The following is a 13,130-nucleotide window of genomic DNA, read 5'->3' as shown; positions in this document are numbered from 1 at the left end:
AGAGAGCAACCCTGGAGATGCACGCTTCAAGTCACCCTGCACTCCGCTTAAGCAACGAATGCACAAATCTTGCGCAACAAGCAGACGCAGAAGACTGATTTCATAAATTTATGGGTTCATCACGCAATTAAACTTCACAAGCACAGGCTTCATGGGTAGGCTGTGCGAAATATCTGGCATTTGGGCCCCGTTCTGATCGCGTCTTCCGGCGCGCATCGTGCGGGGCTTTTGCATTGGAGCTTCCATGAAGCGGATCATCAACATCGGCCTACTGCTCTCCCGGGGCGGCATGTATGCGGCACTTGCAGGCGCGAGCCGCAATGGCGTGCTGACAGGTGTGGCAGAGGTCAATGCCGACCCGGATCTCGACTTGTCGTTCCACGTCGTCGAACGGGATCCCGATGGTCGCCTTGACCGCTACGCGCCGCTCTGCCGGGAAATTCTGCGAGGCTCCCAGGCTCGGCACATCTTCGGCTGCATCACCTCGGCAAGCCGCAAGGAAGTCATCCCCGAGCTCGAGCGCTTCGACGGGGTTTTGTGGTATCCGGTGCCCTATGAGGGGTTCGAAGCGTCGGAACGCGTCGCCTACATGCACTCCTGCCCCAACCAGCATCTCCTGCCCCTGCTCGACTGGGCACTCCCGGCACTGGGCTCGCGCGCTTACCTCATCGGCTCCAACTATATCTGGGGCTGGGAGATGGCGCAGATCGCGCGCGAGAAGATCACCGCCGCGGGCGGACAGGTTCTTGCAGATCGCTATCTGCCGCTGGGCGATACCGAACTCGATCACATCATCAACGATATCAGGACCTTGAGGCCGAGCTTCATCCTGAACTCGCTTGTGGGCGACAGCGCCTATGCGTTTCTCGAGCGTTTGGCGCAGCTGAAGCAGGAACTGGGAGCCACAGAAGGCATGACCGTCCTCTCCTGCAACTTCACCGAATGCGAGATCGATGCAGCCGGCGACGCGGCCGACGGGCTGATCTCTGCAGGCCCCTGGTTCGAGCCGGATGGCGGCCTCGGCGGCTCGTTCCAAGAGATGGCCCGCCAGTCGGTGCATGAGCTCGCCTGGTTGCTGAATGGCCGGCCGGGCGCCGAGGAGCTTTCTCTGGCCGAACTGCTGCACTCCGCCGTCCGCGGTCGCCGCAAGACACGGCTCGACCCGGTACACCTGCATGCAAGCCAGCCGACGATCATAGCTCAACTGAAGGACCGCCGTTTCCACCAGATCAAGACATTGCCGGAAATGCGCGCCGATCCCTATCTCACGCAACGGTCGCAGCCGGCGCGACCGGGATCGCGCCTGCAGGTGGTTTCATGACACGGATCAGGACGGAAAATCTTGGCGGAGCAACGGCCTGGGTCCTGCACAGGCCCCACCCCTCCGTGCAAGGCCTCGTCCGCCAGCTCGGCGTCATCGGGCTGGACGTGCACGAAGCCTGGCCGGAGCTGCCGGCCGAAACGATCGAGGCCGACTTCATCTTCTACGATGCCGACATGGGGCACGACGAACAGTTTCCCTGGGCGGCGGGTCAATCCCCCATGCCCATGATCGCCTTGATCGGCTCGGAAGCACCCGGGCGCCTGCGATGGGCCATGCAGATGGGCGCGCATGCTCAGCTTCTGAAACCGATGAGCGACAAGGGCGTCTATGCCGCCCTCCTCGTCGCCCGCAGCAATTTCGACCGCGCCAAGGCATCCGAGGCGCTGATTGCCGATCTGCAGACGCGCCTTTCGGCGCGCCAGACCATCGTGCGTGCCGTGATGATCTTCATCATGAAAGGCAAGACGGAGGCAGAGGCCTACGAGTTCCTGCGCCAGACCGCGATGGCCTGGCGTGTGACGATCGAAGTGGCCGCCGAACGGCTCGTGGCAAACTACTCGAACGAGAAGGGCACTGACGATGTCAGAAACATCGACCCCGCCTAATCCGATAATCCTGTCGGAAAGCGGACCTTCCGTCCTCCAGCAGATCGCCCGGCGCAAGCTGGCGGTCCTGGGACTGATCATCATCCTGATCTGTGTCGGCGGCGCACTCTTTGCCCGATGGCTGGCGCCCTTCGATCCTTACGAGCAATTCTTCGACGGTCTGACCATCGAAGGCGCGCCGATGCCGCCCAATGCAACCTTCTGGTTCGGCACCGACCTTCTCGGACGCGACCTGTTCTCACGCGTTCTCTACGGCGCACAGACGTCGCTCATCATCGGTCTGGCGGCAAACGGCGCGGCCCTGCTGATTGGCACGCTGGTCGGCGTCACCGCAGGTTACTTCCGCGGGATCATTGGTGCCGTCCTCATGCGCTTCACCGACCTTATGATGGCGTTTCCCGCTCTTCTGCTGGCCATCTGCCTTGCCGCCATCTTCTCCCCCTCCCTTTGGATCGTTGCGATGGTCATCGCCTTCGTCAACTGGGTGCAGACGGCACGGGTGATCTTCACGGAGACTTCCTCCTTGGCCGAGCGGGACTATATCGCTGCAGAAAAGACGCTGGGCGCGGGCCACGGCCGCATCCTGTTCAGGCACATCCTGCCGCATCTCGTCCCGACCCTGATCGTCTGGGGGACCCTCGGCATCTCAACGACCGTGCTGCTGGAGGCAACCCTGTCCTTCCTCGGCATCGGCGTACAACCACCAATGCCGTCTTGGGGCAACATCATCTTCGAAAACCAGACATACTTCCAGTCGGCGCCTTGGCTCGTCTTCATTCCCGGCGCAGCCATTCTCTTGCTGGCTCTCGCCTTCAACCTCGTCGGCGACGCCTTGCGCGACATCCTCGACCCGACACAACAGGGGCGTGACTGATGGCCGGTTACATTTTGAGACGACTGGTCCAATCGGCACTGATCCTGCTCGGCGTGTCCTTCATCACCTTCGTGCTGCTCTACGTCCTGCCGGCCGACCCGGTCCGCCAGATCGCGGGCCGTTCGGCAACGGCCGCGACGGTCGAAAGTATCCGTCAGCAGCTCGGCCTCGATCAGCCGTTCATCGTCCAGTATGGCAATTACCTCTGGAACCTGATCCAGGGCGACTTCGGACGGTCCTACCTGCAGAAGACCGAGGTTGCCGAACTCCTCTTCTCCCGCCTGCCGGCGACCCTGCTTCTGCTGGTCGCAGCGATCGCCTGCGAACTGCTGATCGGCTTGCCGCTCGGCATCATTGCGGCGCTCAATCGCGGCAAGGCGATCGACAACGGCCTGATGCTGACGAGCTTCCTGACCGTCTCTGCCCCGCAATTCGTGGTCGCCCTGCTGCTGCTCTTCGTCTTCGCCGTAAAGCTCGGCTGGTTTCCGATCGGCGGCTACGGCACCTTCGCCCATCTAGTGCTCCCCGCGATCACGCTCGGGATTCTCGGCTCCGGCTGGTACTCCCGCATCATGCGCTCATCGATGATCGATGTCCTGCGGGCAGATTTCATCCGCACCGCCCGAGCCAAGGGCCTCGGGCGCAGCAAGGTCATTCTCAATCACGCTCTGCCCAATGCGATCCTGCCGATCATCGCCATGGTTGGCATCGACATCGGCATCTTCATGTCCGGCATCGTCGTGGTCGAGAGCGTGTTCGGCTGGCCGGGCATCGGCCAGCTGGCCTGGCAGGCCATCCAGCGCGTCGACATACCCATCATCATGGGCGTCACGCTGGTCTCGGCCTGCGGCATCGTCCTTGGCAACCTGATTGCCGACCTGATTTCGCCCCTCATCGATCCGCGCATCAAACTACGCTGAAACCTCAACCCACAGGAGTAAGGCCTATGAAGAAGCTCATTCTTTCGACTGCCCTCGCAACGCTCATGGCTCTGCCAGCCTTCGCGCCGGTCCAGGCTCAGGAGCCGAAGCACGGTGGCAACATGGTGGTGACCTACAAGGACGATGTCGCGACCCTCGATCCGGCGATCGGCTATGACTGGCAGAACTGGTCGATGATCAAGTCGGTCTTCGACGGCCTGATGGACTACGAGCCCGGCACCACGACCCTGCGCCCGGGTCTGGCCGAAAGCTATGAAATCTCCGAAGACGGGCTGACCTACACCTTCAAGCTGCGCCCCGGCGTCAAGTTCCACAACGGCCGCGAACTGGTTGCCGATGACGTCGTCTACTCGATCAACCGCGTGGTAAACCCGGCCACGCAGTCACCCGGCCAGGGCTTCTTCTCGATGATCGACGGCTATGACGCAGCCGCAGAAGGCAAGGCCGAAACCGTCTCCGGCGTGACCGCTCCGGATGCAGGCACCGTGGTGTTCAAGCTCTCGCGTCCGGACGCGACATTCCTGCACATCATGGCGCTCAACTTCTCCTTCATCGTGCCGAAGGAAGCCGTTGAGGAAGCCGGAGCAGACTTCGGCAAGAAGCCGGTCGGCACTGGCGCCTTCAAGCTGACGGAATGGGCGCTCGGCCAACGTCTCGTCTTCGAAAAGAACCCGGACTACTGGATCTCCGGCGTGCCTTACCTCGACAGCTTCACGGTTGAAGTCGGTCAGGAGCCGGTGGTTGCCCTGCTCCGCGCCCAGAACGGTGAAGTCGACGTGCCCGGCGACGGCATCCCGCCGGCGAAGTTCGTGGAAGTCATGCAGGACGAAGCGCAGAAGAGCCTGGTGGTTGAAGGCGGCCAGCTGCACACCGGCTACATCACCATGAACGTCACCAAGGCGCCGTTCGACAAGGTCGAAGTCCGCCGCGCCGTCAACATGGCGATCAACAAGGACCGCATCGTTCAGGTCATCAACGGTCGCGCCGTCCCGGCAAACCAGCCGCTTCCGCCGTCCATGCCCGGCTACACCAAGGACTATGCCGGCTACAAGTTCGATCAGGAAGGCGCCAAGAAGCTCCTGGCGGACGCCGGCTATGCAGACGGCTTCGACACCGAACTGTTCGTCATGAACACGGACCCGAACCCGCGCATCGCCCAGGCGATCCAGCAGGATCTGAAGGCAATCGGCATCAACGCCTCGATCAAGTCGCTGGCCCAGGCCAACGTGATCGAAGCTGGCGGTGCCGGCACCGCGCCGATGATCTGGTCCGGCGGCATGGCCTGGATTGCAGACTTCCCGGATCCGGCAAACTTCTACGGTCCGATCCTCGGCTGCAGCGGCGCTGGCGAAGGCGGCTGGAACTGGGCGAAGTATTGCAACGCCGATCTCGACAAGGCAGCCGCTGAGGCCGATTCCATCGTGGATCCGGCCAAGACGGACGAGCGTCTGGCAAAATGGTCCGACATCTACATGAAGGTGATGGAAGACGCCCCTTGGGCGCCGGTCTTCAACGAGCAGCGTTACACGATGAAGTCGGCCCGTATGGGCGGCGATGACGCCCTCTATGTCGATCCGGTCTCGATCCCGGTCAACTACGACTACGTCTTCATCAAGGAGTGATGCAGCCATGTGCAAGCACTGCAACCACACGATCCATGCCCATCAGCACCATTTCGGCTGGGACAACGCGTTTGCCCCTGCCCTGACCGCTGCGCCGGGCGAGACGATCCTGTTCCAGTGCCTTGACAGTTCTGGGGGCCAGCTCGGCCCCCAGTCCACCGTCGAGGACGTGGTGGCGCTGGATTTCGCCAAGATCAACCCCGTATCCGGACCGATCTACGTCGATGGCGCCAAGCCCGGCGACGTGCTGAAGGTGACGATCGAGAGCTTCACCCCGCAGCTGCGCGATGGTGCAGGCTTCGGCTGGACGGCAAACATTCCGGGCTTCGGGCTGCTGGCTGATCAGTTCACCGACCCCGCGCTCAACGTCTGGAAATTCGACGCAACGAGCATGGAGCCAGCCCTCTTCGGCAAGAACGGCCGCGTGCCGCTGAAACCGTTCGCCGGGACCATCGGCAACGCGCTGGCCGAGAAGGGCCATCACACCGTCGTGCCGCCGCGCCGTGTGGGCGGCAATCTCGATATCCGCGATCTCGCAGCCGGAACGACGCTCTACCTGCCGGTCGAGGTCGATGGCGCACTCTTTTCCGTCGGCGACACCCATGCCGCACAAGGTGATGGGGAAGTTTGCGGCACGGCCATCGAAAGCCCCTTCGACGTCGTGCTGACGCTTGACCTCATCAAGGACCAGCCGCTGAAGACCCCGCGCTTCACCACACCCGGTCCGGTGACGCGTCACCTCGACGCCAAGGGCTATGAAGTGACGACGGGCATTGGCCCTGACCTGTGGACTGCGGCCAAGGACGCTGTCGCCGGGATGGTCGATCTGCTCGCCACCACCCGAAAAATGGATCCGGTGGACGCATATATGCTCGTCTCGACCTGCGGCGATCTTCGTATCTCCGAGATCGTCGACATGCCCAATGTCGTTGTCAGCTTCTATTTCCCGAGGGCCGTCTTCGAATGACCGCAGCCATGCTTTCACCCGTGATCGACAAGACGGCGGATATCGTGCTGTCGGTTCGCGACCTACAGGTCTCTGCCCGCTCCAATCAGGGGCTCGTTCCGCTTGTCGACGGACTGAGCTTCGATCTGCATCGCGGAGAAACACTGGCGATCGCGGGGGAAAGCGGCTCCGGCAAGTCCATCACCTCGCTCGCCTGCATGGGGCTTTTGCCGGCCCCTGCCGTAAGGGTGACCGGGGGCTCCATCCGCTTCGGCAAAACGGAGCTGACGACGCTTCCGGAAAAGACGATGCAGGCGATGCGCGGCGCACGCATCGCCATGATCTTCCAGGAACCGATGACCGCACTCAACCCAGTCATGAGCATCGGGCGCCAGTTGATCGAAGCAATCCGCGCCCATGAACAGCTTTCTCTCTCTCAAGCGAGGGCCCGCGCGCTCGAAGCGGTGAAGGCTGTCCGCCTCTCCCAGCCGGAGAAGCGGCTGGAGCAATATCCTCACGAGCTTTCCGGCGGCATGCGTCAGCGTGTGATGATCGCCATGGCCATCGCCCTGCGCCCCGCCGTTCTCATCGCGGACGAACCGACGACGGCACTCGACGTGACGGTACAGCGCGAGGTGCTCGACCTCCTGAGAGACCTGCAGCGGGAACTCGGGACGGCCGTCATTCTCATCACCCACGACATGGGCGTCGTTGCGGAGATGGCCGACCGGGTCATTGTGATGCGCAAGGGGAAAATGGTCGAAAGGGCCTCGACGGTCGATCTCTTCGATGCGCCTCAGGATCAGTATACCCGCGATCTCCTCGCAGCCGTTCCACGCATCGGCACGGGGGCTTCCCGGGAAGAGCCGCAAAGCCGCGACGTGCTGGTCAAATACGGCGACGTCTCGGTGACGTTCCCGATCCGCCAGGGCCTGCTCGGTCGCGTCGCCGCACGAGTGCACGCCGTCGAGCATGTCTCGATGGAGATATTCCGGGGTGAGACCTTGTCATTGGTCGGAGAATCCGGCTGCGGCAAGTCGACCATGGCGAAGGCACTGGTGGGGCTTGTGCCGCATACCGGCCGCATCGAGATCAACGGCCAGGCTCTGCATGATCTGGGCAGCGCCGGGCGCAAGGCAGTCCGCCGCGATCTGCAGATCGTCTTCCAGGATCCGATGGCCGCTCTCGATGGGCGGATGACCGTTGGCGAACTGATCCGCGAGCCTCTGGTGATCCATGGGATCGGCACGCCAGACGAACAGAGGGCCCGCGTGCGCGAGCTGCTGGAGCGCGTGGAAATGTCGCCGAGCGTCTACAATCGCTACCCGCACCAGTTCTCGGGCGGCCAGCGCCAGCGCATCTGCATCGCCCGTGCGCTTGCCCTCAAGCCCAAGCTGATCGTGTGTGATGAGAGCGTCGCCGCCCTCGACGTTTCCATCCAGGCGAAGGTTCTCGACCTTCTCCGCGACCTGCAGAAGGAGAGCGGCGTCACCTACCTCTTCATCAGCCATGACATGGCTGTGGTCGAGAACATCTCCGACCGCGTGGCAGTCATGTATCTCGGCCAGATCGTCGAAATGGGAACGCGGGCGCAGCTCTTCGGCAATCCGCAGCATCCCTATACGAAACGGCTTCTGTCTGCCGTGCCAGTCCCAGACCCGCGCCGCGAGCGCCAACCGGGGCTTAGAATGTCCGACGAGATCCCCAGCCCTGTCTGGAAGGTCGGCACCCAGCCCGAACGCGTGAAGCTCGTCGATATCGGTGGCGGCCACCTTGTCGCAGAAAAGGTCTAGGCGAGAGCTGCGGCGATTGCAGCTCTCGCCTCTCGATCAATCCGGGTCCGTAATCAGGGCCGGCTTTTCGGACGCATCCTCCTTCGAGCCTGCGTCGTTCCTCACCCGAAGGGGCGGCGCACCCCCGGCCTTGTCCTCGCCCATATAGAGGGTGACATGCGGGAACGGGATTTCGATCCCCCGCCTGTCGAAAACCTGCTTGATGAACTCGTTATAGGCACGCCCCGTGGCCCAGTGACCGCCCGGAACGGTCTTGATGCGAGCGCGCACCATCACCGCACTGTCGGCGAAAGCGGTGACGCCATGCATGTCGAGTTTGTCGATGATCATGTCACGCCATTCGCTCTGCATCAGAAGGTCGAAGGCCTCCTGCATGGCCTCCTTCACCTCGTCGATGTTCTCGCGATAGGCGACCCCGATTTCCGCCACATGATAGCTGAAGCCCTTCATCATGTTGGAAACGGTGTCGACCGAGGAAAACGGGATCAGATGCAGCGTTCCGTCGAGCGAACGGATCGAAACGGAGCGGATCGTCAGCCTCTCCACGACACCACTGAGGCTGCCAAGGCTAACGACATCGCCTTCGTTCATCACATTTTCCAGCTGGATGAAGACGCCGGTAATGATGTCCTGAACGAGCTTCTGCGCGCCAAAGCCGATCGCCAGACCGAGGACACCGGCACCGGCCAGCAAGGGCGCGATATTGACGCCGATCTGCGCCAGCGCCAGCATCGAAACCAGGACGACGAGCGCAATGGTGAAGGCATTCTGGAAGAGAGAGAGCAGCGTCTTTTCACGGCTGGTCGGAATGCTGCCAAACTGCGGGTTGAGCCGGTACTCCACCCAGGAAGACATGGCGAGATAGGCGACGAAGCCGAGCAACAGTATGACCAGCGCCGCCAGGGCCGAACCGCTGACCCGCTGACCGGCCTCGGAGGAAAGCCAGCCGAGGAAGTCGATGAGCCCCCAGGACTGCGCAATGGCGATGATCACACCGATCGTCACCACCGTCCGGATGATCTGCATGACCCGCGGCACGAAGGCTTTCAGTCGCGCTTCAAGCGCCGGCAGACGCGCCCGAACATCATCGGGAAGCCTCAGGCCCACATTCGCGAAGCGGCCGATAAAGGCGATCACCAATCCGCCCACGACGACAGCCACACCCGATTTCAGCGTCGCAGCCATCATGAAAGGCAGGGCATCCGTGGGATTGACCAGCCAGACGCCGAAGATGGCAATCAGATAGGCGATGGCCAGGAGATGCCAGATTCCCGCGAGCAGGGCGCCGCTGCGGCTGAGGAAATCGGTTCGACCCGTTGCCGCCCGCGACGAGAGGACATGACGAACCCGCTCACGGTTTTGCAGGATGACGACGATCCCGATCACCAGCGCCGTCAGCATGACCAGCACCCGCGCCGCCTGGGCCGCGGCTTCCGAGACGTTCGATGCCAGGATCGGCGCCACGAACATGAAGGTGTAGCCAATGAGCGAAACCACGCGCGCAAGCCAGAAATACCAATAGGCAGCCGTCAGGTCCGAGATCGGCAGGACCCTGAGGTTTGGAAAGCGCGCCTGCAGGAAGAGCCGCATCGCCACCTTGATCATCTCCACGACCAGGAAGGCGTTCAGGAGCAGGGTCTGGTTGATGTCCATCTGCCCGGTTCTGCCGCCGACGAGCTGCAAAGCGATCAGATAACCCGCACCCCAGGCCAGGGCCACGGTCAGGATGTCGATGATCGTTGCGACAAGAACGAGCACCGTCCGGATCGACCAGTTGCGTCCGGCAGCACGGCGATCGAGTGAGCGCTGGAGAGGATGCGCGAGGAGCCTGAGCACGAGATAGGAAGCAAACAGACCGGCGCCGACCAGAATGACATTGATCACCAGAGTGCGGAATTCCGCAAAATCAACCAGGCTCGGATCGGAGAACATCACGACAAGAGCCGCAAGACCGCTCCAGACCGCTTCCGCCCCATCGACGATCTGCTCGGCTGCAGCCCGCGTTTGTTCGGCAACCTGCCGCGCGATCGTCGAATTCGCGTCACTCGCCTCCCCGCTCTCCTGAGCGGCAGCCTCAGCCTTCAGCCTGTCGAGAAGCGCACCCCGCGCTTCCTCGCTCTCCAGGATCCGGATCAGATCATTGACGCTGCTGGTCGGATTTGACGCCGGCTCGGCACTCTCCTGCGCATAGGCAAGCGAAGGAACGGTGATGAGGACCAGAAGAACCAGAAGGCTGGCGACACGATTTTTGAAGTTCATGGGACACTTTCGACTGAGCAACTCCACCGGTCGACATGGCGCCGGTGCTTGTGACGTCAACCCTCTTGAACATCAAAAGCTTCTTCTACCCGCTCTGGTGCGCCATCCCGTCAGCACCTCAGCCCCAGCTCAAAGATAAAGGCCCGATCCTCGTGAGGCGCGGGCCATGCATGGCGGCAATTGGGAGATGTTTGGAAACGGCGACCGGTGAAGAACGGGCTGGATTATCGCCCGATCATCACCGGTGAAGCGGATAGTATCCGCCAAGAAGCGCTTGATGTCGCTCAGCCCAAACCAAAGAAGGACAGGACCGCGATGACAACGACAACCAAGCCTACGAGATAGATTACATTATTCATCTTCACTCCCTTTCGCTCACCCGTTGAGAACGGAAAACGGAAGTGATTGTTCCACTTCGGTGGCTAGAACATCTCGGGTCAAATCTTGACCACCGCGCGACCGGTTTCGATCGGATCGTGTGAAATAGTGACCCCGGATGTGGCGCTGTGGACTACGCCGCCTCTCCTCTGCAGCGATGGGCGTGTGCATGGGAAGGTTCGTTCTCAACTCATGATCACAAAATCCTTGCCCGATCGGCTGTCGGGGGCAAGCGGCGCGTCGGTGAGGATGAGGATGGCGCCGGGATGCAGGACCTTTTGCATGGTGGAGACGAAAGGCGGGTCGGCCGAGATGCGGGAGATGATGTTGGCGGCCGTGCTGACAACCCCCGGATCTTCCTCGGAGTTCGCAAACGCGATCCAGCGCATGCCTTGGGCAGCCTGATCGAGACTGTCCAGCAGAAAGACATGGCTGCCGAGCTTGTCCCTGCCGCTGACGGTGATCTGGCCCTCTGCGCGGATCTCCGAATTCTCCACCAGGAGGGCACGCCGGTCATAGGTTGACATGATCACCGAAACCACCGGCTGCTTGCTCAGATCCGTCCAGTCGCTGGGGCGCTCCTTGCCGTGCAGGGCCGCGACCGCGCCCTCGAACTCGCGGGCCGCATAGGCGCCGAGCACCATGCCCGGATGGGTGATGTCATAGGGGTCGGTGGCGGCGCCCGAGATGATCACCGGTGTGCCGAGATGGGTGATGCCGAACAGGCGCTCCGAAAAGTCCATGGGCAGGCGCACGCAGCCATGCGAGGCCGGATAACCGGGCAGATTTCCGGCATGGAGCGCGATGCCGGACCAGGTGAGCCGGTTCATGTTCGGCATCGGCGCATCGTCATAGGTGCTGGACTTGTGATGCTTGTCCTTCTGCAGGACCACGAACACGCCGGTCGGCGTCTCATGACCCGGCTTTCCGGTCGAGCAGGTGGAAACGGCGATGCGGATGCCGTTGCGGTAGACATGGACGCGCTGCTCCGGCAGCGAGACGATGATCGCCACCGGCCCGATCCGCTGCCGCTCGGGATGCCAGGTGAACTCTCCCGGCTTCAAGGCCGCGACCTCCTTCATCACTTCCCCGGCCAGCAGTGCGACGGGACTGCCAAGAAGCGCGACCGCCGACATCCCCTTCACAAAAAGACGCCTGCCCTCGTCTGCCTTCCTCATGGTCGATCTCTCGTTCACAATTTCGACGGGAGAGAGCATTTCAGTGCCGACCGCGAGTGTCCAATGAGTTTCTCTCTTGAATTTTAAATAATCCTCATGAAACGTTAGTTTCAGGCGCATCCACTCTTGCCTGCGGCGGGGTAGAGTGCGCCGGATTTAGAGCTTGTTGCCGCCTCAAGGATCACGCGATGGATTTCAGGCATAACCTCAGGGCCTTGCACACGTTCGAAACGGTCTCTCGCCATCTCTCCGTCGCAGCGGCAGCGGAGGAACTCGGGGTGACCCAAAGCGCCGTCAGCCACCAGTTGCGTCTGCTCGGAGAAATCGTCGGAGAACGGCTGATCCAGAAACATGGCCGCGGCATCGCCTTGACGGATGCCGGGCGAGACCTCGCGCGACGCCTGCAGCCGGCCTTTGCCGAAATCGACCGCTCGCTGGCCGAGGCGATCGGCGGCACCCGCGATCGGGTGCGGCTTGCGATCTGCAGCAGTTTCGCCCAGGCCTGGCTCGTGCCGCGGCTTCAGTCCTTCTATCAGGCCCATCCGGATATCGATCTGCAGATCCTGATGTATGCGCAGGATCCGGAGCTCTCCGATGCCTCGGGCGATGCCTTCGTGACGACGCTGCCGAGGGATCGCGGTTACCATGCACAGCTGCTCTGGCCGGAAAATCTCGTTCCCATCGTGTCTTCATCTGTTGCGGCACGAAATAATGGCTTCCGCTACATCACCACCGAGCTGCAACCCGGCAAGATCGGAAGCGACTGGCAGGCCTATGCCCGTTATACCGGAAGGGCCGATCTCCTGCCGCTCGACTGCCGATGGCTGTTTGCCTCGCATTATGTGATCGCGCTCGACATGGTGCGTCGGGATCTCGGCGCAGCACTGGTTCCGGACTTCCTCGCACAACCCGAACTGGATGCTGGACAGCTGACACTTCTCGATCCCGCGAAGCTCCCGACACACGAGGACTACCACCTCTGCATCAAGGAGAGCCGCCGCACCGAGCCTGCTCTGGATGCGTTGATGCGCTGGTTCAGGCAGGAGCTCGGGAAATCCCAGCGATGCGCGCAGAAGGAGATCCTGAAGCTGGTGCAACCATGAGACTTTCTCATATTAGACTAATTTAATTCACTGGTTCGCAAGCTTTCAGCATGCCAGTCTGAGGACATCGGAAGGTTGCAAGGCAGCCATTCTAAGCCTTCCCAACG

Annotated in this window: 10 protein-coding genes; 8 read left to right on the top strand and 2 right to left on the bottom strand. The window is 61.9% G+C overall.

Annotated elements, in window-relative coordinates:
* Nucleotides 1-244: 244 nt before the first annotated feature.
* The 7 genes from FAA86_RS00050 to FAA86_RS00020 are packed head-to-tail and all read left to right on the top strand — an operon-like array spanning nt 245 to nt 8,105.
* Nucleotides 245-1,321 carry a transporter substrate-binding protein gene (locus FAA86_RS00050; protein ID WP_136537814.1) on the top strand — a complete coding sequence of 359 codons (1,077 nt, stop codon included), beginning with the start codon at nt 245-247 and terminating at the stop codon, nt 1,319-1,321.
* Complete coding sequence (locus FAA86_RS00045) at nt 1,318-1,929, top strand: ANTAR domain-containing response regulator (RefSeq protein WP_136537813.1); 612 nt, start codon at nt 1,318-1,320, stop codon at nt 1,927-1,929. The genes FAA86_RS00050 and FAA86_RS00045 overlap by 4 nt, the downstream gene beginning before the upstream one ends.
* Entirely contained in the window at nt 1,904-2,803 is a 900-nt protein-coding gene (locus FAA86_RS00040; protein ID WP_136537812.1) for an ABC transporter permease, read from the top strand. Before FAA86_RS00045 ends, FAA86_RS00040 begins: the two co-directional genes overlap by 26 nt.
* Complete coding sequence (locus FAA86_RS00035; RefSeq protein WP_136537811.1) at nt 2,803-3,723, top strand: ABC transporter permease; 921 nt, start codon at nt 2,803-2,805, stop codon at nt 3,721-3,723. Before FAA86_RS00040 ends, FAA86_RS00035 begins: the two co-directional genes overlap by 1 nt.
* Before the next feature lie 26 nt (nt 3,724-3,749).
* The gene (locus FAA86_RS00030) at nt 3,750-5,366 is read left to right on the top strand and encodes an ABC transporter substrate-binding protein (RefSeq protein ID WP_136537810.1); all 1,617 of its coding nucleotides are present in this window, start codon (nt 3,750-3,752) and stop codon (nt 5,364-5,366) included.
* A 7-nt stretch (nt 5,367-5,373) separates the two neighbouring features.
* Nucleotides 5,374-6,333 carry an acetamidase/formamidase family protein gene (locus tag FAA86_RS00025; protein WP_136537809.1) on the top strand — a complete coding sequence of 320 codons (960 nt, stop codon included), beginning with the start codon at nt 5,374-5,376 and terminating at the stop codon, nt 6,331-6,333.
* Complete coding sequence (locus FAA86_RS00020) at nt 6,330-8,105, top strand: ABC transporter ATP-binding protein (RefSeq protein WP_136537808.1); 1,776 nt, start codon at nt 6,330-6,332, stop codon at nt 8,103-8,105. The genes FAA86_RS00025 and FAA86_RS00020 overlap by 4 nt, the downstream gene beginning before the upstream one ends.
* A gap of 36 nt (nt 8,106-8,141) precedes the next feature.
* On the opposite strand, the gene FAA86_RS00015 is transcribed toward FAA86_RS00020, so the two are convergent.
* On the bottom strand, nt 8,142-10,364 hold the full coding sequence (locus tag FAA86_RS00015; RefSeq protein ID WP_136537807.1) for a mechanosensitive ion channel domain-containing protein: 2,223 nt from the start codon (nt 10,362-10,364) through the stop codon (nt 8,142-8,144).
* A 563-nt stretch (nt 10,365-10,927) separates the two neighbouring features.
* Nucleotides 10,928-11,920 (bottom strand): L,D-transpeptidase, encoded by a 993-nt coding sequence (locus FAA86_RS00010; RefSeq protein WP_136537806.1) that lies wholly within the window; start codon nt 11,918-11,920, stop codon nt 10,928-10,930.
* Nucleotides 11,921-12,108: 188 nt separating this feature from the next.
* Between FAA86_RS00010 and FAA86_RS00005 the strand changes: the two genes are divergently transcribed.
* The gene (locus FAA86_RS00005; protein WP_136537805.1) at nt 12,109-13,023 is read left to right on the top strand and encodes a LysR family transcriptional regulator; all 915 of its coding nucleotides are present in this window, start codon (nt 12,109-12,111) and stop codon (nt 13,021-13,023) included.
* The last annotated feature ends 107 nt before the right edge of the window (nt 13,024-13,130 follow it).

This window comes from Rhizobium rosettiformans W3, assembly GCF_004912135.1.
In the GTDB taxonomy this organism is placed as follows: Bacteria; Pseudomonadota; Alphaproteobacteria; order Rhizobiales; family Rhizobiaceae; genus Allorhizobium; species Allorhizobium rosettiformans.
Note: the sequence above shows the minus strand (reverse complement) of the source record. Positions and strands in the feature narration are given on the sequence as shown.

What these genes read in the sequence shown, in the direction of transcription:
- FAA86_RS00050 (WP_136537814.1), top strand. Translation starts at nt 245, where the DNA reads ATGAAGCGGATCATCAACATCGGCCTACTGCTCTCCCGGGGCGGCATG.
- FAA86_RS00045 (WP_136537813.1), top strand. Translation starts at nt 1,318, where the DNA reads ATGACACGGATCAGGACGGAAAATCTTGGCGGAGCAACGGCCTGGGTC.
- FAA86_RS00040 (WP_136537812.1), top strand. Translation starts at nt 1,904, where the DNA reads ATGTCAGAAACATCGACCCCGCCTAATCCGATAATCCTGTCGGAAAGC.
- FAA86_RS00035 (WP_136537811.1), top strand. Translation starts at nt 2,803, where the DNA reads ATGGCCGGTTACATTTTGAGACGACTGGTCCAATCGGCACTGATCCTG.
- FAA86_RS00030 (WP_136537810.1), top strand. Translation starts at nt 3,750, where the DNA reads ATGAAGAAGCTCATTCTTTCGACTGCCCTCGCAACGCTCATGGCTCTG.
- FAA86_RS00025 (WP_136537809.1), top strand. Translation starts at nt 5,374, where the DNA reads ATGTGCAAGCACTGCAACCACACGATCCATGCCCATCAGCACCATTTC.
- FAA86_RS00020 (WP_136537808.1), top strand. Translation starts at nt 6,330, where the DNA reads ATGACCGCAGCCATGCTTTCACCCGTGATCGACAAGACGGCGGATATC.
- FAA86_RS00015 (WP_136537807.1), bottom strand. Translation starts at nt 10,364, where the DNA reads ATGAACTTCAAAAATCGTGTCGCCAGCCTTCTGGTTCTTCTGGTCCTC.
- FAA86_RS00010 (WP_136537806.1), bottom strand. Translation starts at nt 11,920, where the DNA reads ATGAGGAAGGCAGACGAGGGCAGGCGTCTTTTTGTGAAGGGGATGTCG.
- FAA86_RS00005 (WP_136537805.1), top strand. Translation starts at nt 12,109, where the DNA reads ATGGATTTCAGGCATAACCTCAGGGCCTTGCACACGTTCGAAACGGTC.